The organism is Oceaniferula flava (genome assembly GCF_016811075.1).
In the GTDB taxonomy this organism is placed as follows: Bacteria; Verrucomicrobiota; Verrucomicrobiia; order Verrucomicrobiales; family Akkermansiaceae; genus Oceaniferula; species Oceaniferula flava.
The window spans coordinates 424809-446354 of record NZ_JAFBGL010000001.1 but is presented as its reverse complement, the minus strand read 5'-3'; the positions used below and the strand labels follow the sequence as shown (position 1 = coordinate 446354).

Genomic DNA, 21546 nt, shown 5'->3' with positions numbered 1-21546 from the left:
TTGCTCCGCCCTATCTGTTAGGGAAACCCCCTCGGCGCATGGCAAGCCAAGTGCATAGACAACGGCCCAGGCGGCAACGGTTGGAGAGGGTGACTCTGTGATGTAAGTTGTGACCGTGTTCACGATCTCCAGATACCGGATGGACGCTTCACGGTAGGGGTTCGCGGGCTTCGGTTCCTCGCCGTCAATCAGCGCGGGAAGATCGGGTGTCTCTGACGGCTCAAATGTCGTAATCAGCATATACAAAAGGCGCGGTTACAACTTGGTTTCTGTGGGGCTTGGCGGTGAATTGGTAAACTCTCCCGCCGTTTCCCGCGTTGCTGATAACTTCCTAGAATGACTACACTTTTTGTCTTTAGTGTAGCGATTCTAGAAAGAATAGGTGAACGCGGGAAACGCGGGGGAATAAGGGTTACAGGTTTTTGATGGTGTATTTTTTAACCGTTCGCCCTTTCCCCTCGTCGGAGTAATCTGGCGACTCATTCCGAGAAAAAATAAAGCCGTCAACCTCGATCTCTTCACCGCCCACATCTCTGAATATTTTACCCAGTATTCGCCCAGCTCTTTTGTTCGGTTCATCCTTAGAGTATGGATTGCCGGGAAACTCGATGCCGTAATCTTCTGCGATATTTACAAGATCGTGGGTGTATAACTCCGCGTCATACTGCGACGGCTTAGCGGCAAGAATGATCTCCCTGAGCCATTGAAGCTGAGGATTGGCCGTTCTCTCCTGCTGTTCCTTGTGACCGTCTAGTAGCGGTCTGAGTCCGCATAGCTGCACGATACCGTCGAGCGTCCGGCACCATGTCCGGAAGTCGTGGCGTGATTCCTTCGTAGTGGGTTGCCCTTTTGCCTTCCATGCTCGCAGAACTGAAAACACACATCCGAGATAGAAGTTTTGATGTTCTATGATGTGGCTTTCAAGATCGCCCTCAGCGTATTCCTTCCACTCGCGCCCCTCCGGTCTTTTCCGTATGCGGGTGACTATTGCACGGTTGGCAAGGTCTCTCGTTAGCTCAGCGCCATTGGTGCTGAACTGCCACAAGAATGGTCTGCAGTCTACCTCGGTGCTATTCCTGAGCGTCCGGCAGTTGACGCGGCCTGAGCCTCGCAAGGCCTCCTCCAGGATTGTGCTGTCGATCTTCCCGCGCATGTTGGCGAGTGTCACGAACGGGCGGCCCTTCACGAGTGCCGCGGAGATACTTTCATCGATGCTACCAACTCCACCACGAGCAAGGGTGATCGATGTGGGAACTTCGTTGTAAATTCTGCACACGAGCTTTTGCCGGAAGGTCTTACCGCTCTGCGACTCGGTAGCTTCGGCAAGATCCAAAGGAAAGTCGTCGTTGATCCAGTCCCCCATTTTTAGTGCTGGTGATATGAGGCTGGCGAAGGCTCTCGATAAATCCGACTCGGTGGCAAATTCAAAATCACCAAGGATTCCAAGCAATGCACCGACGGCGGTATTGAATGGGATTTCCTCGGGATTGTGCCCAGCTCCGATGTAGGTTCCACCCGCGTGGTCATGGTATCCGCGAGTAAGGATTTTCCCTTCTTGTGTTAGGATCGGACAATTCACGAGCTGGCGGATTGTTGGCAGGTATTGGCGAGATGCATCCGTTTCTAACAGAATCTTGGCGGCATTTACGGGAAATGTTGTCGATCTCCACACCGTTGATTTCTTACCATCATCACCCTTTTTCACCTCCCGCCGCGCAATGCGACTCCCTGCCGTCTCCACAAGGCTGCAAAGTCTTTCCGGTGATATGGGGGCGAGATAGTCCATCTCAGCACCCTGAACGATTTCATGGACTGTAAATCCGCGCATGAATAGCCGCTTCATCTTACCCATTGCAGGAAAGATGATTTCAGCGGCGGCATTGTTTCCAATCCCTCCGGCAGGCACTGGAAAAATGTTGTCTGGGATTTCTATGGCGGCGCTGTCCAACGGTGGCGCGGCCTCGGCTGGCGCTTCGATCGGTTCCACGTCGAGCACGGCAGCGCGTAGTGCTGGTGCCCCTGCCGTCGTTAGGATTCCACGCGCATCTTTCGCTAGTGCTGCTTCACTCATGATTTGCAAATCCTTTCCATGTTAGGACCTCGGAAGCGTGCCCCTTGAGGATGGCGGCAACCGTAGCGGTGGCAGTTCGTCCAGGCGGATCAGAATCAAAGCAAATGACAACGCGCTTTCCCTTAAACAACGGTGCCCACTCCTTTGAGAAGCTTGTGCCGGGTGATGCTACGCTAACAGCGGTGCCATCGGCCTCCACTCCTGCAGCAATCAATGCGATGGTGTCGCTTTCTCCTTCAGTTAAATACACGGTTCGCGTTTCTGGTTTTACCCAGTCCATGCGCCATGGTGCTAGGGCTTTACCAGCGATCCATATAAAACGCGGTTTGGCTTTCGGATCTGGGTTGCGCCATTTTAAGCCCTGCGGGTAAACATAGCAGAGCCATCCGTTAGCTATTCCAAGGCCTGAGCTTCCCCATGATGCGATGCGGAGCGTTTCACGGTTAACGCCTAAGCTATCGGCAATTTCTGATATTATCGGGTCGCCGCTAAAAAAAGCATCATCGAACGCTAGATTTGCGCGGTGAATTCTTTGATTGTCGGCTGCGGTCAACTTAAACGGCTGCGTCGTCGGCTTGGGTGTCCTTTTTCGTGCCGTGGCTGGCCTCGTGGCGCGTCCGTTAGGTTCCTGTGACAAGTGAACGCCTAGGACGGCGGCAACCTCACGAACGGCATCAGGGAAGCTGCTGGAACGTCCTAACCATTGCGAGAGTTTGAACACGTCGCCAGTGAATCCACATGGATGGCAACCGCAGTTTTCGTGGTCGGATCCAAATACTGCGAACGATGGCGAACGGTCATCATGAACAGGGCAACGTCCGACAAGGCGCGTGCCCTTTGGACTGAGTACCACGCCTGATGCTTCGAGATAGTCCGGCAGTCGATGGCGAATTTCTGCAAGTGTGTTTTCATCGAATCTGGATCTCATTGGCTAGCTCCCTTCTCTTCGAATTCAGCGGCACGGATGGACTCGACAAGATCGTCTAACGGCTCATGACTCTGGTGGGCGATCAACTCCGGAAAGTGGCAGCTGACTAGCTTTTGCTTTTCGGCAGGAAGATTACTGCAATAATTCTTCAGCTTCTCTTTTTTCCGCTCTAGCGCTTCAGTGGCTAGTTTGTCAGCAGCTCGATTCCCGATCATGACCGAGAGTGTTTTCGCGTCGGTGGAGTCCATTAGACGGCCTCCTTTCCTGCTTCAGATTCCACGCCAAGAGCCGCTAACACGGCGGCTCGGTTGAACCTGATGCACGCTTTCCCGAATCTCACGCCCGGAATCGCCCCTTGCTCGTAGAGCATGTGAACATAGCGTGATGAACAGCTAATATCGCGAGCGATAACTTTTGCTGGAACGAGAATAGGCTCGCCCGCTTCGACTTGTTTTGTATTTGTTACTGTCTTCATGACAGTAGGAATTATTCTTAATTCACTGGAACTGAGTAGAAAGGGGAGAGAAACACTCAATCACTTCCCCTTGTAGTATTTCCTTATCACTTCAGAGAGGGAAAAATACACAAGAGCTTCCGATATATCCTTTCGAGTCGGCCTCTTTTTAAGGTCATAACTTTCTACCATATAATCAGCAAGCTCGACGCGAGTATCAGGGAGGGATCTTTTTTCTCTCTGAAATTTCACAAGTGCTGCTCCAAACAAAATGAACCGGTGTCTCGTTTCGAATATTTTTCCATCACTAGGAGACTTTGATAATCGCTCCATCGCAGACGGTAGATACTCGCCTTTGGTGCGCTTCGACGCTATGACGTAATCATTAGCAATTCTGCCTAGTGTCTCGGGATCACTTCCCAATCTATCATGTAGGTGAAAATCTCTCTTCAATATTGTTAGTTGGTCATTGTCTTCGCCTCCGCGTAAAGCCGTCATTTTCATAAATAGAAAACTAATCCATTCCATGCAGGTTCGCGCTACGCCATCGTCGCCCGTAATAGTTTTTTCACTCATAACAATATTCTTAGTTAAGATACTTCGGTTAATGCTTTAATTGTAATCAAACAACGGCTGAAATATTGGATAGTTTAGCGCCAGCGGGTAATACCTGCCAGTAGGGCAAAGCTTCGCGCTTAGTGAATGCCTTATGGTAATGATCAAAGAACGTGCTCATGTGCCCGTGCCCCATATCGGACTTAAGCGCGTCAAGATCACCTTCCGTGGCGAGTAAATAACTGCCGAATGAATGCCTCAGCGCGTCCTGCTTCTCTCTGCCGTCGATACCTGCCTTACTGCGGACTTTAGCAGCTTTAAATCGCCATCGCGGAGGAATGATCTTGCCCACACGCTCCTTGGCGGGGATTGACTCGATCCATTTTTCTAGGGTCGGCTGAATTCTAACATTTCGGCGATACAGCTTTTTAGCAATCGTCGCGTCGATTCTGATGTTGCCAAGCTCCAAGGAGACATTCTCCCAGCGCAACTTGGTGACTTCTTCGGGCCGGATGCCAGCAAAGGCCATGAAAGCAAAAGGCATAGCGCAACCAGAGCAAAGCCGATCAGTCTCCCCCTCTGGGTAATCAACACACGCTGCAAATAGTGCCTTGAGTTCCTTGGGCGTGTAGGTGGTCACCTCATCAGACGACTCTGGGTTTCGCTTCACCTTCATCGCCTTCACTGGGTTCTTTTCAATAGCACCACTTTTCACCACGTCGCCAAGTATAGCTGAAATGTTACGCATTCCGTTTTTCCACCGAGTCTGACCGTCGGTGGTTTCGTCCAGAGCCTTCTGGATATCGTCGGCGGTGATGTCGTGGCAGTTCATCGACATGAACCATTCAGGCAGTGCCTTTTCCCATGCTCGGAAGTCGGCCAATGTTCGCGGCCTGTGGTTTTCCCTGTGCTTCAATCCTGCCGTCCAGGCATCGCAGAGCGTAGGGGCCTTGCTTCGCGTGTCGTGATGCTCAATATAATGCATCGCAGCCTGCGTTAAAGATATGCCCCATTCACTCAGCAACTCGCTCGCCTTGATCGCATCGGCGGCCAGATCGGCCCGAATGTCGATTGCCTTTGCCCGTGTTCCATTGGCCGCTTCACGTAGCCGCTTAGCTTCGGCCTTAGCCTCGTCACGCGTCGAGAAATACCGGCGGCGGAATTTACCGGTGTCTGATGCACTGGCTGGCACATTCACCAGCCAACCTTTCGAGGTCTTTCTGTAATCAAATCGTGGAGTTCTGGGCATGAACCATTACTGCAATATCGCAGTTAAAAGTCGAGAATAAACGGAATAAGGCAATTCAAAAAGAAACAAACCACTGTAAATCAATGGATTTAATGATCGATTAACGGATTGAAAATCCGCGTGTCCTTGGTTCGAATCCGAGTGGAGCCACCATTTTTTCCTCCTGCTTAATATTTCCCGCTCGGTCACACGAGCGGGAATTTTTTTGCCCTCGAAGCTGGCATTTCCGTCGATCTTCCAATCGACCCTTCCCTAGGCGCCGAAGTAGCCTCGAGTTTTTATCACCTCGGCGACCTCTTCCGGCACCATCTTTTCCCAGCTCTTATCGCCGGCTGCTATCTTGGCCAGCACATCTCTGGAAAAGACCTCGAGGCATTCTTCATCGTGATTGGTGAGCTGTTCGATGCAGCCACGGTCGATCAGGTAGTTGTAGAGGTTTTTCAGATCCTCGGAAACCTCAAGATTCTCGATGGTCATCAGCTCTTTCTTGTTAGCATCCTTGAGCGGGTAGACATAGAGCTTCAGGTCATTTTTAAACAATCTGCCAAACGACTCGAGAATTCCCCCTTCCAGAGCGGTGTAGTATTTCTCATCAAATAGCTCCCGCACACTGCCGATGCCCATGGTGATGCCGATCTTTTTCTTGGTGTAGCGACTGAGATAGGCGGCGAGGCGGTAGTATTGGAAATAGTCCGAGATCAGCACCGTCATGCCGCAGGCCACCAGCATATCGGCTCGCGCCAGGAAATCTCGATAGTCGATCTGCCCGTCGGCCATCAGGTTACTCATGGTCACTTCCATAATCTGGATCACCGAGTCGGCATCGACTTCAGGTTCCACGATAAAGCGCTCGTGGGCGCAGCGCATGATATCGATATTGGTGTTGCAGACCGGGCGGAAGCTGCCGCGCTCCACCAGCACTGCCTTCTTGCGGAGCACCTCGGACGGCTGCAGCACCTTCCCTTTCGCACCAAACATCGCCGCACTGGTCAGGCCCAGCTGGACCAGCTTCAGGCTCATCAGACGATTGTCCACATGGCGAAACTCGATCCCAGAGAACTCAATCATATCGATTTCAATGCGTGCCGTGGAGAGGTTATCGAGCAGCGACTCGATCAGCTTGTCCGGGTGATGGTGCAGCATGCAGGCGCCGTAGAGCAGGTTCACCCCCACCACGCCGAGCGCTTCCTGCTGGAGCGCATTGGTGGTGTCCAGCATTCTGACGTGAATGATGATTTGGCTGCTTTCATCGCGTGGATGCGCTTGGAAACGGACGCCCATCCAGCCATGGCATTCGTTGGTTCCATGGTAGTTGCGCGCCGAGACGGTATCGGCAAAGGTGAAAAAGGCAGTGGTATCCCCGCGCTCCGATTTCAGTCGCTCGAGGTTGAGGTCTTGCTCATATTCGAGCATGCTTTCGAGTCGGTCCCGGCAAACGTAGCGCTTGCAACGACCATAAATCGCATCGCTCACCTTCATGTCGTAAGCGGAGATACTTTTGGAAATAGTCCCTGCTGCCGCTCCGGCGCGGAAAAACCATCGCACCACCTCCTGCCCGGCACCAATTTCTGCAAATGTGCCGTAGCGTTTGGGGTCTAGGTTCACCTGTAGGGCCTTGTCTAAAGTGGTTTTCAGTTCGGTAGTGGGCATATTGTCAGTTGAGCAGATAGCGTGCTAGCTTCGGGAGAAAATACTGGTGAGCATAGCGCCACGCCTCCAGCGAGCTTCCTTATTTCCTCCTTGTTCCCACCCCAGCAGCTACCCTATTGAAGCCCCAGTAACCTTTTCTATTTTTTGACCATGCAACGAATCGCCATCGGAGACATTCACGGCTGCCACCACGCGCTGATGACCATGCTGGAGCAACTCCAGCCCAGCGCAGAAGATCTCATCGTCACTCTCGGCGACTACGTCGATCGCGGGCCCGACTCGAAGTCGGTGATCGATTCCCTGTTGGAATTCCAAAAAGACCACAACTACGTGCATCTCATGGGCAACCATGAAATCCAGATGATCCGCGCACTGGAAACCCGCCAGGACCGCGACCGTTTTCTCAGTGAGATGTGTGGCGGCCAAGACACGCTGGACTCCTACGGCGGCAGCTTCGAGGACGTGCCGGAGGCGCACTGGGACTTCATGCGCTCAGCGAAACTCTACCACGAACTGGAAAATCACATCCTCGTGCACGCCGGGGTTTCCAGTCAGACACCGGTCGACCAGCAGGATCAGGAAACTTATTACTACCAGCGATTTTACAGCCAACAGCCACATATCTCCGGCAAAACCGTCGTCTGCGGCCACACCATCCAAGGCGACCTGCCCACTAACCTCGGCCACGCCATCTGCCTCGACACCTGCGCCTACGGTGGTGGCTGGCTCAGCGCTCTGGACGTCGATTCTGGTCAAATTTGGCAGACCAACGAGCAGGGAGAGAGTCGGACAATGACGTTAGATGAGCTCTAGGATCGCTGACAACTGCTTGATTCAGAGCGAATATCAGGAAAAGTTAGAAATCTAGCCTTGGCCGAGTGGCCACGACCCTGCTATGTATTTACATATGCGGGGTTTATCATGTCTACTGGCTATCTGCGGGCTTTCATTGCTCGAAGGAAACCTCTCCGCAGCCACGCTGGCGCATGTCAGCGACTTTGAGTCCGAAAACAAAGATGGCTGGCAGCATCCGGTGAGCAACGGAAACCAGACCAGCATTCAGTTCGACGGCCCCTTCAACGATCTATTGTTAGTGACCTCGAGTGGCGGCTCCGGAGCCGGGTCTCGACTCGTGGTGCCCAACACCACCGCAGCCTGGACCGGCGACTACACCGCCGCGGGCATCACCGCCGTGCAGATGGATTTGGTCAACAACAGCGGCTCCACCTTATTCATGCGCGTGGGCATTGAGGGTGGTTCGGCTGGAAACCGATGGACCTCCTCGGTGCCGATCGAACTCTCACCCAGCGACCGTGGCACCTTTCTGTTTCAGCTCGATGCCAGCTCACTGAGCTCCGCAGGCGGCAGCGATCTGAGTGCCGCGCTCGCCGACGTCAGCCAAATCCGAATTCTGCACAACGCCAGCTCAGGAGACTTCAAAGGATCCTCAGTCTCCGGCTCGTTCACCGTCGATAACATCACCCTCGTGCCCGAGCCCAGCTCGATCGCGATGCTCACTATGGGGCTCACCACCCTGCTGATGCGCAGGAAAATCTAATCACACACATCATGAAGGCCCATCTCGCTTCCGTCCCCCTGCTGCTCTGCACCTTTTCCTTGGGAGCGTCCGCCCAGACATTTGCCCCTGTTTGGCAGTTAGGTAATGACGATGACAGCACCGCCGAGTTTAAATCTGAAGACTGGTCGGTGACATCTGGAAATGGCAGCCCCACCGCCGCCGATGACCATTACTACTTCGCGGGCAGCTATCCAAATGGCGTCGGCACCGTGGCCACCGACGAGGCACTGAACCATTTCGAGCGCGCACTGCGTGAAGCCGACCCTAGCAACAACATCCACTTCAATCTCAGCGCCTCACAGGCCTCGACCACCTCCAGGCTCCGGCTGCAGGTCAAGTTTTTCAGCAGCGGTCGTTGGGAAAATGACGCGTCCGGCCCCGGCTACGGCAGTCGGGATCTAGAGCTGCGCTTCAATGGTGTTGTCGTCGCCAGCGCCAGTGACGTGCAGGAAGAACATCACTTCGATGTCAGTTTCAGCTCCAGCTCAGTGAATGCCACATCCACCGCCGGCAATACCGTGGAGCTTCGCGAAACCGGCGGCACTCCGAACAGCTGGACGCGGATCGATTTTGTCGCGCTCTCCTCCGATGATGACGGACTAACGGATACTGATTCCGATACCATTCCGCTCTGGTGGGAGCAGCTCTATGGCTTCGACGACAGCAACCCGTCGGACGCCGCCGAAGACCCCGACTCAGACGGCCGAAGCAATGCCGAAGAGTTCGCCGACGGCACCTCGCCGCTGGCCGCCGACAGCGATCACGACGGACTCAACGACGGCCAGGAACACACCGCCGGCACCGATCCATTCAACCCCGACAGCGACGGCGACACTCTGCTCGACGGTCAGGAAACTGCCAGCAATCCGCTGTTAGCCGACTCCGATGGCGACGGCGTCTCCGACCCCATGGAAATAGAACGCGGCACCGACCCACTCAACTCAGCCAGCACACCTTTGTTGTTCGATGGCGCTGTGGCGCTCAGTTTCACCTCCACCCGTCGCCACGACACATTGATCGAACTCCACGAGCAAGCCGGCGTTTTCCCGCAACGATACTGGAATAACACCGAGCCTCTCAGCCACAATACCGATGCCTCAGGAAGCATTGTCGACCTCACCAACAGCATCAACACCAGCTCGGGCATCACCGCCACGTGGTCGGCCTCAAGGAGCGATTACACCAGGAACATCGGCAGCCCGGATCAGAAAATCTGGACCGGCTGTCTTGATGGTTACCAAGATTTCTCCGGCACCCCCACCGAGATCGCCCTCAGCAACATCCCCGCCGGAACCTATGATCTCTACGTCTATGTGGGTGCGTTTAACAACTACCGCAAAGGCGCCGTCCGCTTGAACGCAGACCCTGCCACGGACCGTTACTACCTCACCTACGTCACGCCCCCGTTTTTACGATTCATCGAGGCCACCGCCACCACGGACCCCACGGCTGAGGAATCGAACTACGTGCTCTATCGCAATGTCACCGGCCCGGTGATCACCGTTCAGAATGCTTCGATTTCAGGTAACACCGGCGTGCACGCCATCCAGCTGGTCAATGTCTCACAGGACACGGATGGCGACAACATGCCCGACTCCTATGAGATCCAGCATCGACTCGATCCGCAAAGCAGCGACGCCACGGCCGATGCCGACAACGACGGACTCAGCAACCACGGCGAGTTTCTCGCCGGCACCGATCCCAACAACCCAGACACCGATAACGACCAGCTCCCCGATGGCCAGGAAGCCGCGCACGGGGCGGACCCTCTGGTTTCGGACAGCGATGGCGACAAGATTCTCGACGGCGTGGAAATCCTCAACAATCCCTACGTCACCAACCCTGCCCTCGCGGACACGGATGCGGATGGAACCTCGGACTACGATGAACTGCTCGCCGGCACCGACCCCACCGATACCAACATCACCGCCGCCGCAGCCACCGTGCCGCAGTGGGAGGCCGGCAATCACCGCTGGGTCTGGCGCGTCGACAACGTGCGCATGCTGCTCGACCACGGCACCGGCCTGATCACCACCAACGAGTGGGGTGAAGATGTGCTTTTACAACTCCGCGCCGAAATCAAGGACTCGGACTGGCGCGGCGCGCTCACCATGGGCCTCAGTTATGAAGAGGGCAGCATCACCTACTACAACACCAGCCGGAACGGTGTGTTTTATCGCGATAACAACCCTGATTGGTCGTGGTATAACAACGGCAGCGGCGATCCACCCGCCGATCTCTCAGCCTCTCTCGGACTCAGTATGAAAGGTCGGGAAGACGATACCTCGCCGCTGCGTTTTGAGTGCATCGCTCAGGAAGACCCACCTGTGGCTCCCTCGGTGTGGGGTGATGCCGAGAACACCTGGACGGTAACGTTCAATACCTACGACTTCAGCGATCCTAACAACCCCGTATTGATCAACTCCTCCACGGAAACCGGCATGCGTTCATACAATGCCGAGATCCGCAACGGAACCGCAATCTGGGCGATCGACGATGATGAAAACACCATCACCATGGAGACCTCGGACGGCGTCACCGCGGTGATCAGTCGGGCGTCCTTCGGACCGACCGACCTCGATAACGACGGCATGGATGACGCTTGGGAAAGCAGCTACGGTGGAGATCTCGCCCCCGATGTGGATGCCGATGGCGATGGCATTTCCAACGTCGATGAATACCTCGCGGGCACCAATCCGAATGTCAGCGACAGCGATGGCGACGGCGTCGACGATAACGTGGAGCTCGCCCACGGCACCGATCCCACCTCAGCCCTCTCCCTGCCCGCCTTTTTCACCTTCTCACCTCCCAGCGCTAACGAAGACCTCGACGGCAACGGCCTATCCGATGCTTGGGAACTCTGGGCCGGAGTCTCAGGACTAACAGCCGGCGGCGATGACGACGGCGATGGTTTCAGCAATTTCCAAGAAAGCATCGCCGGCACCAATCCCACCGATGCCAACTCCCATCCAAAATCCACGCTTGGACGATCCGGCGATGACTTGGTGATCGAGTGGCCGGATGTTGTTGGAAAAGATTTCACCGTCTGTGCGAGTGAGACATTGGTCGGCTGGGACGCCGTCACCGGTCTGCCTGCTCCGAGCGCATCGAACGGCATGATCTATCAGACCATTCCGGACGTCTTGCTCACCCCTGAAACACTCTCCTTTTACAAAATTCAGATTTCCGACCGAGACACCGACCTCGATGGCCTCAGCGACTGGACAGAGGAATCGGTCTTGGGAACCTCCGCCGATAACAGCGGCTCCGGCACGGAGAATTCCACCCGCATCGCCTTGGTGAATTCCAGCGGAGCGACACTCTCGGGCGATTACCTTAGCTTTCTAGAAATGATGCAAGGGTCGTCAAAAAGTGGAGGTCTCCCCGGCAGCAGCGCCTCAGGCACGCCATCGAAACGTTCCGCCGCACGTTTCCTCACCCAGGCCAGCTTTGGCCCCACGATGAAAGACACCGAGCATGTCCGTGAGCTGGGATACGAGGGCTGGCTTGACGACCAGCTGGCGAAGCCCCCCACCCTGCATAGCTCATACATCCGCGAGATTAAAGTGGATCACAATGGCCCGCGCGCCGACCAAACCTACGACGCCGATCCTAACAGCTCTAGTGTAGGAGGCTCAAATATCACCACCGCCTTTGCCCGTGCCGCGATCTCCGGCGAGGACCAGCTGCGCCAGCGCATGGCCTTCGCGCTCTCGCAAATCCTCGTGGTTTCAAGAAAGGATGCCACGCTGGATAACAAGCCGGAGCCGATGGCGGATTACTATGATATTTTTGTCCGCAACGGCCTCGGCAACTACTTGGACATCCTCAGGGAAGTCACCTACCACCCGTGCATGGGCTGGTATCTCAGCCACGTGGGCAATCAGAAAGCCGACCTCAGCATCGGTCGGTTCCCCGATGAAAACTACGCCCGCGAGGTGATGCAGCTGTTCACCGTGGGGCTCTGGCAGCTGAACCCCGACGGCAGCAGGAAACTCGACAACCAAGGCGAGCCCATCCCCACCTACAACAACGCCGAGATCACCGAGCTGGCGCGTGTTTTCACTGGTCTCTGGTATGACTCCGAGTGGGGCTGGGGGTCCGGCGGCTGGGCGGAGGATCACTTCATGCGCCCAATGGTGATGCACGCGGACTATCACGACACCGAGACCAAAACACTGTTAGACGGCTTCGTGATTCCCGCCCGAGCCCCATCCAGCGAGAACGCGCGCAAGGACATCGATGACGCGCTGGCGCATCTATTCAACCACCCGAACACGCCGGTATTCATCTCGAAACAGTTGATCCAATTCTTTGTCACAGCCAACCCCTCGCCGGATTACATCCAACGTGTGCAGGCTGTGTTCTGTGACAATGGCCAAGGCGTGCGCGGCGACCTTGGAGCGGTGGTCAAAGCCATCCTCCTCGACGATGAAGCACGTGAGGCGAAGTATGCCACGGGCGATCCCAGCTACGGCAAACTCCGCGAGCCCGTGATCCGCACCATGGCGATGGCGAGAGCCTTCGACTTGGGCGAAACGCACCCCGCCTTCGTCTGGTGGAACCCGGAAGACCTCTATGCCGGCCTGTCCTTCCAAGAGCCCATGAACGCACCGAGCGTGTTCAACTTTTACAAACCCAGCTACCAGGCACCCGGCGTAATCCGCGATGCCGGCCTGGTCAGCCCCGTGTTCCAGATCATGGACAGCTACTCGGCCATCTCCTTTCCCAATTTAATGTGGGACTACCTCAGCACCGGCTTCCGCTCCGGCTGGGAAAACCGACGTTACCCACTCAATTTCACCGCCGCCCGCAAGGCCGCCGTTTCGAACGAAGCACTGCTGGATCATATGAACCTGCTGTTAGCCGCCGGAAAAATGACGGCACACACGCGCGGCATCATCTTGAATGCCTTGGAAACGACCGAGCTCTCCGAGGACGGTCGGATCCAGCTAGCCGCCTACCTCACCCTGATGAGCCCCGAAGCCGCCACCCAGCAGTAACATCTAACCATTTCTAACCATGTCACGCAATCTATCCAGACGCCGCTTCCTCGGTGAGGCATCGTGCGCCGCACTCGGCTCGACTTCCATCCTATCCACCATTCTCAACCTCCAGATGGCCAACAACGCGGTGGCGGGCACTGGTGACGGAGCTTCCGGACGAAAGACACTGGTCTGCCTGTTCCTCTCCGGCGGATGCGATAGCTACAACGTGCTACTGCCAGCCGACACCAGTCCGGCCAACGACGGAGCCTACGATGACTACGCCGCCGCCCGCTCCAACCTCGCCCTCTCCCACCCCGACAAGGCTCCGGTCATTTTCAACCCGGACGCAGGCACAAACGACCAGATTGCCAACCCCAATTTCCTACCGCTCAACACCGCCGAAGGAGGGGCCGCCTACACGGATAGCTCGGGACGCAGCTACGGCATCCACCCCAGCTGCACACGCTTGAAGGAGCTGTTCGAAGGCACCTCTGCCGAGCCTAACAAAAAGCGCCTTTCCTTCATCTCAAACATTGGCACCCTGGTGGAGCCGATCGCTGATAAATCCGCCTACGAAAGTGGCAACCTTCCCCTGCCCAAAGCGCTCTTCTCGCACAGTGACCAGACCGAGCAGTGGCAGACCTCCGTGCCGCAGGGGCAGACGATCCTCAGCGGCTGGGCCGGTCGCGCCGCCGACATCCTGCACTCACGTCTGAACACCGAGCAGACCAACGGCTTTTACATGCCGATGAATTTTTCCATCAACGGCAACACCGTGTTCCAAACAGGTGCCACCGAGGGACAGTTTGTGCTGACCTCGAACGGAGCGCTGTCGTTTTCCGGTCCGCACGGCACTGCCAACGATGCGCAATCGATCAAAAACCGAACCCTCAAGGAGATGGCCACCGATCCGATGAATGAGCACTACCGCAATCTCTTCCAGCAGGCCTTCCGCAAGAGCACGGCCGACAGCATTGAGCGCGGCGAGCAGTTCCAGACCAGCTTCGACGCCCCCGGATCGGTGAATGGCCAGGACGTGGACGCGGCCATCGATGCCGCCGGCTTCCTTGACGACTACTTAGGAAACCAACTCCGCGCAGCGGTGCGCACCATTGCGATCCGTGAGACACTGAAACTCTGTCGCCAAACCTTGTTCATCGAATATGGCGGCTGGGACAACCACAGCGAACTGCTGAACACCCAAGCCGCATTGCTCAGCAGTCTGGACACCAACCTGTATGCCTACCAGAACTGCTTGGAAGCCCTTGGGCTCGGTGACGATGTCATCACCTTCACCAGCTCAGACTTTGCCCGCACCCTGCGCTCGAACGGCCAAGGAACCGATCACGCCTGGTCGGGCAACCAGTTTGTGTTAGGCTCACCGGTCGATGGTGGCAAAATCGTCGGCAACTACGCCTCGCTCGCCATCGACGGGCCGGATGACATCGGTCGTGGCGGTCGTATTTTCCCCAAAGTCTCGGTCGATGAATACTTCTGCGAGCTGCTCGATTGGTTTGGCGTCGCCCAGGGCGAAATGGGCACCGTGCTACCTAACATCGAAAACTTCCACACCCTCGGAGCCGTGAACCGACCGCTGGGATTCATTTCCTGACGGCATTCGCTACAAAAATTTCCCTAGGCGCGCTAGCTCCACAGTCATGATCACTCGGAAATCCATCGCTCTGCTTGCACTCACCGCGGCCCTTGCTGTGTTCTTTTTCTGGAATCGCAACACCGCACCTTCTGAGCTCGAGCAGCAGCCACCGATTGTTACCCTGCCCAAGCCTCCGCCCCCCAAGCCGGAGGTGCCCATGGGAAAGCTCATCGGTGAAAAGCTACTGCATCAATACGCTTCGGATGACACCACCCTGCGCGATGACCTACAGGCGATCAGTCGACTCAGTCTGAGCTACATCACCCTGGTGAAAAACCACGCCAATCACCCCGTCGGCTGCAACGCTGACCTGGCCGATGCCTTTCATGGTAAAAACCCTCATCAACAACGTTTCCTCCCGGACCGACACAAGGTTTTCAACGATGAAGGAGAAATGATCGACCGCTGGCAGACGCCACTTTTCATCCACCCGGTTTCAGCAGGCCGATGGGAAATCAGGTCGGCAGGACCAGACCGAAAACTCTGGACCGGGGACGATTTACAACTGCTACCGAATGGCACGTTTGTCGAAGGTTTCACCAAAAACTAACTCGTTCATGGCCGAGTGCTTGCCTCCGTATCGGGCAGATCGAGCAGGATCGCAAGGAGCTGGCGAATGAAATCCGGTTGAACCGGCAGAGTCATGTGAGGAGCATTGATGGTGTGAACGCTGGTCCATGGAATCGGGCCGGGGCGATCATCGGGAGTCCGCGCGAGTGCCGAGCGGGCGGTGACGGTGTTGTCGCCGTGCTGGTAGGCAATCGGAGTGAGCGAGCCATCGGCCATTACCTGGAGTTGGCTGACCGTGGGTTTGGCATTGCCCACAAACGCGTGCATCGTCACGCCGGCTGGCAGGGTGCAGCGGCAGTCGAGCGCCATTTGAAAGGCCTTGGCTGCGGCGAGCGACTTGCGTTGGTGGTCGAGAGCGATCTCCAAGCGAGTGGCTCGATCCCGAGTTCCCGGAAGAAGTTGCTGGAGATACTTGTCCTGCGAGGGAGCGGCGAGCCCCCATTGGTAACGTTTCCAAACAGCGGGATCGAATGGATCAAGCTGTCTTCCCAAAGCATCAACCAGCGGCTGGTCGGCGGCCCGCGGTAGCAGTTCGTAAGTCGAAGGAAAGGTGCCGATCACTGCCGCTTGGAACTTGGGAACGAAGGAAGAAAGCACCATCCCGTCTTTGAGCTGAAGGATGGCTTCGGCGGATCCATTGTTAGGTGTGCCGACTTGGATAAACCGATGCACGCTACGCGCGCCAGCCCAGGTGACTTGCGGGCGAGTCCCATCAGTCGGTGGTGTAGCGTCGCCATACATCATGTAATATCGGCCGACCAAGCCCCCCATCGAATGGGCGACGATATCGAATTTAATTTCGCGTTCCGGCAAGCCACGCCGTATCCGCTCGGCACGGATGAAGCGGCGTGTTTCCTCGATGAACTTGCCCAAAGCCGCGGCATTTTCCGCATTCGGCCGGCGCCAGTCGTAACCAAACTCGAAACATGAAATGTGTTCGCCTGCCTTGGGTGGACGGTTCTTGTCATCGCGATAACCACCGATGACAAGAGCCTTCAGCAGACCGTGATAGGCTTTCAGCCCGATGCCGGGGCTCAACGTAAGCCGATCCAGCGTGCCATCCTGCTGAACCTCATCGGTGAGCGAGCCCAGTCCACTGTTCCGCCGCATCGGCAGTGCCAATGCGCGCCGCCCGTTAGCGGATCCATGGCGAATGGCACCGATGCCATACGCCCCCCAGACCACCTTGCCATCATCCGAAACCAGCCGTGAGCCCAGGATGCCGGGAATGACGATGACCGGATTGGGCTCGCGCTTGTTCAGCCGCGCAACGCTGGCGTAATCCTCATCATCAAGTCCGGCGGTGCCTGCACAGCTGTTCAACAGGATGCCTGTTAGAGCCACGACCATAAAGGCCAGTATTCGGTCAATTCTCGTTTTCATGGGAAGATGCTGTTGTCGCTTGTTTGGCTTGAAATGGAGGAAACGGCTTGGGGTGCTCCGATGATTTCATCATGATCGATATCGAAGCCTCAGAAAAAAGCACGCTTATTGCTGATTCAGATTCCAGTCGTAATCCATGTATTTGACCGAAAAACCACCGCGCTTGATCTGCTTGGCATCTTCGGCACTCGCATAAGTGGCAATGAAGTTTTCCACGCTGCCAGCTTGATTTTTGAAGTCCCCCTTAAACCAATCAAAGATCTGTGATAGGTAGAGCGTTTTGCTGCTGACATCGATCCGATTCTTCGTTCTGTCTGCTAGAAATGCCCGCCCCTGTTCGTCGAGCTGCCTGCTGAGCTGGCTGGCCTGAAATGCTTCCGCCCGTAACGATGGGCAACCAATCGACGCACAATTCACCGCAAAATGGATGCGTGCATCTTTGTATTTCTTCCGCAGTTGCTCATGCTCGATGTCGTCCAGACTGTGTTTTTTTCCAAAAACATGAACGACTTTCAATTTCCATGGGCTCTTGAACACTCCGCCAATATTTTTGATGCTTTTGACCGGGTAATGGTCGACCACAAGTTTCAAGGTAGTGGCATTATAAAGGTTGATCAGGAATGCCATCCGTTCGTCTTTGCCCCAGGTGTCAAACTTGGCCTCAGGAACCGCCGCGAGAGTATTGAGGTAATTGTCCAGTGCTCCCGGGTTCTTTTTAAGTCCGGAATAATCCACCTTGTTGTTCTTTACATGAGATTTGAGGATGGTGGTGAATGCGCTATGGCGATGATCGAAGCCTTGGGCCTTTGCCGATGCCAGGCCAGCCGACAGCGTCAGTGATGCGATTAGAAATGCAGTAGTGATGTTTTTCATAGGTTTGATTGATTGGTTTCACTAGTTCAGTCGGTCGAACAAGGTGAACCCTTAACAATCATTTTTCTTTGGCTGCCATCCCCAGCTGATTAACGCGCTCAATCCACTAGCCGTAATAACGTTGGTAAAACCTCTCACACAGCGAAAGCCGCGCATTTCCAGAAAAGGAAAACCGATATCGCAGCATGAATTCGATGATGGTGAAAAAGCGTTTGCAGAATGAATGCCGCCGCCATTTCCGGGCGCAGACAATGCCTTCATTTGCGAGGTAAAGGTTCTCGCCAATGTTATTGAGCCGATCACTCATCTCGACATCCTCCATCAGTTTTTGCTCAGTGAGCACACCATGGTCAATGGCGGTGGCTCGGTGGAAAAATTGGCATTGATCGCCGAAACTTGTCTGCATGGTCGTGGCACGAAATTCATTCATCGCTTCGACGAGAAGCAAACCAGCAGAGGCATGATCAAAGCGTTGCCCCAGTGAGCCGGCAATCACCTGTTGGTTCGCCTCAAGTGCGTGAGTCAGGTTTTCTAGAGCATTCGCTGGCAGGATGAGATCCGAGTGGAGCACGATCACCCACGGCGCGGTTGCGGCATCGACTCCGGCTTTGATTTGCATGCCTCGCCCCGGATCAGACTGGACGATTTGCAGCGCCAGCTCTGGACAATTTACCTGCGGTGGATCGCCTGCATTGGTGATAATCACCTCCCTGGGTTGTAACGTCTGCTCGGCAATACTTGTTAGAACACCATCGAGCTGTTGCGGATCGACCTGATAGGTAGGAATAACCACCGACCACGCTATGCGATCTTTGCGCTCCAGCTTACGCATGAAACGAGGCACACATCGCCGTGCTTCTGCCAGCAGGAATATCATGAATGGCAGCCAGAACATCCATTTCGCCCATAGCGGAAGCGTCCACATCCCAGTCCCTGCCTGCATATGCCATACTAAAAAATAAAGGCTGAATGTGATGGAGAGCGAAATCCACGAGAGTCTCGGGCGAACGACAATCAAGGGCAAGACCCAGGTGAGATACCAGAAATGGACAATCGGCGACAGGATGAGCAACCCACCAAGGGCGAGCAACAAGGCGGACCAAACTCGATTCTTCAGTGTCAGCCAAAATGCCATCAGCCAACAAACCACATAAAGCAAGGCGACCACCATCGTGGCAAGCTTCGAACTTTCTAACAACCACTCAACAATCGAATAAACCGGCCCGTTAAATCCACCACCAGAGCCAAAGACGATCAGTGCATTGAAAACGTGAGGCAAGTCACTCCATGAAAACAGCAATGGAATACACAGAGTCAACAGGCCCGCTAAGATACCTTTCCGGCCGGCCTTCCAGAGCAAGATGGGAGCGACCACTGCGGCCATGAGTTTGACACCCACTGCAATCCCCACCGCCACGCCACAGGCGATGAACCAGCGTTTCGAATAGGCCAACAAGGCCGCCACCAAGGCCGCCACCATCACCACATCAAAGTGAGCTTCGGCACTGAATGACAGCAAGGTCAGTGGGCTCAGTCCGTAAAACAAGCTCCAGTGAGGAGGCCTATGCAACTGAGCCAGCACGCCCAGCAACAGCGCAATCACCAAGAGATCGAGCGCCAGAAACACCCACTTATAACTCAACGGGGAATACCCCAAACTATTGATGCCACGAAAAATCTGCATCGCCAACGGTGGATAGGCGGTAGGCCGGTCCTTATGATTCATTTTCACCCAATAATCATCGCGATGACTTTCATACATCGCATCCTCAGCCAGGCCACGGTATGGGCTCACCCCCTCTGCCGTCAATTTCCCCTCCCAGAGATAGCGGTTAATGTCGTCCGATGGCGCCGCTGGAATCAAGGCCAATCGGGCGACCAGACACAGCAACAGGATCCAGAAGGCCGTTGCCTTAGGGGTGTGAAAATGGGGAAAAACAAACACCGCCGCAATGCCCAGGAGGCCGAGAGTGGCCGCGATGACGGTTCGTTCGATGCCCGCTACATTGAAATCTGTCGTAAAATAACTGTAGAGTGCGCATAACAAAACAATCGCCGCTGCCATGAAACTCCAAAGAGCCTTGCGCAATCGGTTCGATGGATACGGCGCGATCACATTAGCGTTCGGTTAGACTTTTGACTCCCATCATGCCGATGCCGATCGGATAAATGAGGAAAAAGGGAACAGCCCCATAGACGCCCACGTGAAAGTATTGGATCGCGGCAGTGAGTGTCAATGCCGCCACAAACAGCTCGATCATGGGCATAAGATCCTGCTTTTCCGTGTAGCGCATTTTCTGTTTCTTATCCCCCTGCTTGGGAGTCCTAACAAACGGAGATTCCACGCCGATCAGTCCTTCGATGCAGGCTTTGGAATTGCTCACACAGACACCAAAACCAATCAGAATCAGCATCGGCAATCGTGAGAAATAGTGTTTCCAGCGGTCTGGAGAAATCCATAGTTCTGCGACTAAATACAACAGACTCGGCCCCAGCATGGCAAAGCCCATCGGGATGAAAAACCACACCAAGTAGGAGATCTCAAATGGCATTGGATTGAAAATTGCCATCGGTAACGCGAGCAATGCCTGCAAACACATGAAAAAGTGCAGGGAGTAATGCGTTAGATGGAAAGTCGACTCGACCTTCTTACGCAGCTCGATCGGTGCCGACCAGACTTTCGGCAGCATCTTGAGCGAGGTCTGGATCGAACCTTTCGCCCAGCGGAATTGTTGACTCCTAAAGCCCCGAAACTGTGGCGGCAACTCGGCGGGAACACAGAGATCTGGCAGGTAGTGAAACTTCCATCCCTTGAGCTGAGCACGATAGGATAAATCCAGATCCTCGGTCAGGGTGTCAGCGTTCCACCCGCCGGCATCATCGATCGCTTCCCGATCCCAAACACCTGCGGTGCCATTGAAATTGAGGAAATAATCATTGTAAGAGCGGGCGGTCTGTTCGACCACAAAATGTCCATCCACTCCCACGCTCTGGGCTTTGGTCAAAGCCGAGTCATTGGCATTGAGATGGCTCCAGCGCGCCTGCACCACGCCACATTTTTCCCGCGCAAAAAAGTGAGGGATTGTGCGCCTTAAAAAATCGACCGGCGGCACAAAGTCAGCATCAAAAATAGCAATGTATCGAGCCTCGCTGAGCTGCATGCCATAGGCGAGTGCCCCCGCTTTGTAGCCCGACCTGTCTTCGCGTCGCACCACAGTGATGTCGAGTCCCTGAGACTGCAACTCGGCCACCACGGAATCGACAATTTCGCAGGTCTCGTCATTGGAATCATCGAGCACTTGGATGGCATGCTTTGGGTAATCGATCGCCGCCACTGCGCGGATAATCCGCTCAGCCACGGTCGATTCATTATACAGTGGAATCTGTGTCAGCACTGCCGGACAACGCGAATCGCTGATGGCAAACTTCTCCTCAGCGGCACGACTCCCCTGGCGGATGTGGTCCTTGGATTTCCAGAACAGAAAGATCATGAAGTAGTGGTGCAAGCCGTAAACGACGAGCGCGACACTACACATGAGGTAGAAGCTGACTAATAAGGTGGATAACATAGAAAATGCTTAGCTGAGGTTTT

At 55.2% G+C, this 21546-nt stretch carries 16 protein-coding genes; 5 read left to right on the top strand and 11 right to left on the bottom strand.

Features of this window, described 5'->3' with window-relative positions; genetic code table 11:
• Nucleotides 1-412: 412 nt before the first annotated feature.
• The 7 genes from JO972_RS01905 to JO972_RS01875 all read right to left on the bottom strand — a co-directional run bounded on the left by JO972_RS01905 (nt 413) and on the right by JO972_RS01875 (nt 6907).
• Nucleotides 413-2071 (bottom strand): hypothetical protein, encoded by a 1659-nt coding sequence (locus JO972_RS01905; protein ID WP_309488296.1) that lies wholly within the window; start codon nt 2069-2071, stop codon nt 413-415.
• On the bottom strand, nt 2064-2999 hold the full coding sequence (locus JO972_RS01900) for a CHC2 zinc finger domain-containing protein (RefSeq protein WP_309488295.1): 936 nt from the start codon (nt 2997-2999) through the stop codon (nt 2064-2066). Before JO972_RS01900 ends, JO972_RS01905 begins: the two co-directional genes overlap by 8 nt.
• Nucleotides 2996-3214, bottom strand: coding sequence for a hypothetical protein (locus tag JO972_RS01895; protein ID WP_309488294.1), 219 nt, complete (start codon nt 3212-3214; stop codon nt 2996-2998). Before JO972_RS01895 ends, JO972_RS01900 begins: the two co-directional genes overlap by 4 nt.
• A gap of 32 nt (nt 3215-3246) precedes the next feature.
• Nucleotides 3247-3474 carry a hypothetical protein gene (locus tag JO972_RS01890; RefSeq protein ID WP_309488293.1) on the bottom strand — a complete coding sequence of 76 codons (228 nt, stop codon included), beginning with the start codon at nt 3472-3474 and terminating at the stop codon, nt 3247-3249.
• 60 nt (nt 3475-3534) lie between these two features.
• The gene (locus JO972_RS01885) at nt 3535-4029 is read right to left on the bottom strand and encodes a hypothetical protein (protein ID WP_309488292.1); all 495 of its coding nucleotides are present in this window, start codon (nt 4027-4029) and stop codon (nt 3535-3537) included.
• A gap of 46 nt (nt 4030-4075) precedes the next feature.
• The gene (locus JO972_RS01880) at nt 4076-5257 is read right to left on the bottom strand and encodes a tyrosine-type recombinase/integrase (protein ID WP_309488291.1); all 1182 of its coding nucleotides are present in this window, start codon (nt 5255-5257) and stop codon (nt 4076-4078) included.
• Nucleotides 5258-5509: 252 nt separating this feature from the next.
• Nucleotides 5510-6907, bottom strand: coding sequence for a TonB-dependent receptor (locus tag JO972_RS01875; RefSeq protein WP_309488290.1), 1398 nt, complete (start codon nt 6905-6907; stop codon nt 5510-5512).
• Between the two features lie 150 nt (nt 6908-7057).
• Between JO972_RS01875 and JO972_RS01870 the strand changes: the two genes are divergently transcribed.
• The 5 genes from JO972_RS01870 to JO972_RS01850 all read left to right on the top strand — a co-directional run bounded on the left by JO972_RS01870 (nt 7058) and on the right by JO972_RS01850 (nt 15678).
• Nucleotides 7058-7720 (top strand): metallophosphoesterase family protein, encoded by a 663-nt coding sequence (locus JO972_RS01870; RefSeq protein WP_309488289.1) that lies wholly within the window; start codon nt 7058-7060, stop codon nt 7718-7720.
• A 94-nt stretch (nt 7721-7814) separates the two neighbouring features.
• Nucleotides 7815-8465, top strand: a complete 651-nt coding sequence (locus JO972_RS01865) for a PEP-CTERM sorting domain-containing protein (protein WP_309488288.1) — start codon at nt 7815-7817, stop codon at nt 8463-8465.
• Between the two features lie 11 nt (nt 8466-8476).
• Entirely contained in the window at nt 8477-13489 is a 5013-nt protein-coding gene (locus JO972_RS01860; protein ID WP_309488287.1) for a DUF1800 domain-containing protein, read from the top strand.
• Nucleotides 13490-13508: 19 nt separating this feature from the next.
• Nucleotides 13509-15086 (top strand): DUF1501 domain-containing protein, encoded by a 1578-nt coding sequence (locus JO972_RS01855; RefSeq protein WP_309488286.1) that lies wholly within the window; start codon nt 13509-13511, stop codon nt 15084-15086.
• Between the two features lie 46 nt (nt 15087-15132).
• A complete protein-coding gene (locus tag JO972_RS01850) occupies nt 15133-15678 on the top strand; it encodes a hypothetical protein (RefSeq protein ID WP_309488285.1) in 546 nt (181 codons plus the stop codon).
• Nucleotides 15679-15683: 5 nt separating this feature from the next.
• Here the strand turns inward: JO972_RS01850 and JO972_RS01845 are convergent, their stop codons facing one another.
• The 4 genes from JO972_RS01845 to JO972_RS01830 form a co-directional block, all read right to left on the bottom strand.
• Nucleotides 15684-17081: an alpha/beta hydrolase gene (locus tag JO972_RS01845; RefSeq protein ID WP_309488284.1), complete on the bottom strand. Its 1398-nt coding sequence runs from the start codon at nt 17079-17081 to the stop codon at nt 15684-15686.
• Between the two features lie 105 nt (nt 17082-17186).
• On the bottom strand, nt 17187-17954 hold the full coding sequence (locus JO972_RS01840) for a DUF547 domain-containing protein (RefSeq protein ID WP_309488283.1): 768 nt from the start codon (nt 17952-17954) through the stop codon (nt 17187-17189).
• Nucleotides 17955-18060: 106 nt separating this feature from the next.
• Nucleotides 18061-20019, bottom strand: coding sequence for an MptA/MptB family glycosyltransferase (locus tag JO972_RS01835; protein ID WP_309488282.1), 1959 nt, complete (start codon nt 20017-20019; stop codon nt 18061-18063).
• 52 nt (nt 20020-20071) lie between these two features.
• Nucleotides 20072-21523: a glycosyltransferase gene (locus tag JO972_RS01830; RefSeq protein WP_309488281.1), complete on the bottom strand. Its 1452-nt coding sequence runs from the start codon at nt 21521-21523 to the stop codon at nt 20072-20074.
• Nucleotides 21524-21546: the final 23 nt, after the last annotated feature.

Excerpts from the sequence above, each read along its gene's own strand:
- JO972_RS01905 (WP_309488296.1), bottom strand. The coding sequence starts at position 2,071 with ATGAGTGAAGCAGCACTAGCGAAAGATGCGCGTGGAATCCTAACGACG.
- JO972_RS01900 (WP_309488295.1), bottom strand. The coding sequence starts at position 2,999 with ATGAGATCCAGATTCGATGAAAACACACTTGCAGAAATTCGCCATCGA.
- JO972_RS01895 (WP_309488294.1), bottom strand. The coding sequence starts at position 3,214 with ATGATCGGGAATCGAGCTGCTGACAAACTAGCCACTGAAGCGCTAGAG.
- JO972_RS01890 (WP_309488293.1), bottom strand. The coding sequence starts at position 3,474 with ATGAAGACAGTAACAAATACAAAACAAGTCGAAGCGGGCGAGCCTATT.
- JO972_RS01885 (WP_309488292.1), bottom strand. The coding sequence starts at position 4,029 with ATGAGTGAAAAAACTATTACGGGCGACGATGGCGTAGCGCGAACCTGC.
- JO972_RS01880 (WP_309488291.1), bottom strand. The coding sequence starts at position 5,257 with ATGCCCAGAACTCCACGATTTGATTACAGAAAGACCTCGAAAGGTTGG.
- JO972_RS01875 (WP_309488290.1), bottom strand. The coding sequence starts at position 6,907 with ATGCCCACTACCGAACTGAAAACCACTTTAGACAAGGCCCTACAGGTG.
- JO972_RS01870 (WP_309488289.1), top strand. The coding sequence starts at position 7,058 with ATGCAACGAATCGCCATCGGAGACATTCACGGCTGCCACCACGCGCTG.
- JO972_RS01865 (WP_309488288.1), top strand. The coding sequence starts at position 7,815 with ATGCGGGGTTTATCATGTCTACTGGCTATCTGCGGGCTTTCATTGCTC.
- JO972_RS01860 (WP_309488287.1), top strand. The coding sequence starts at position 8,477 with ATGAAGGCCCATCTCGCTTCCGTCCCCCTGCTGCTCTGCACCTTTTCC.
- JO972_RS01855 (WP_309488286.1), top strand. The coding sequence starts at position 13,509 with ATGTCACGCAATCTATCCAGACGCCGCTTCCTCGGTGAGGCATCGTGC.
- JO972_RS01850 (WP_309488285.1), top strand. The coding sequence starts at position 15,133 with ATGATCACTCGGAAATCCATCGCTCTGCTTGCACTCACCGCGGCCCTT.
- JO972_RS01845 (WP_309488284.1), bottom strand. The coding sequence starts at position 17,081 with ATGAAAACGAGAATTGACCGAATACTGGCCTTTATGGTCGTGGCTCTA.
- JO972_RS01840 (WP_309488283.1), bottom strand. The coding sequence starts at position 17,954 with ATGAAAAACATCACTACTGCATTTCTAATCGCATCACTGACGCTGTCG.
- JO972_RS01835 (WP_309488282.1), bottom strand. The coding sequence starts at position 20,019 with ATGGCAGCGGCGATTGTTTTGTTATGCGCACTCTACAGTTATTTTACG.
- JO972_RS01830 (WP_309488281.1), bottom strand. The coding sequence starts at position 21,523 with ATGTTATCCACCTTATTAGTCAGCTTCTACCTCATGTGTAGTGTCGCG.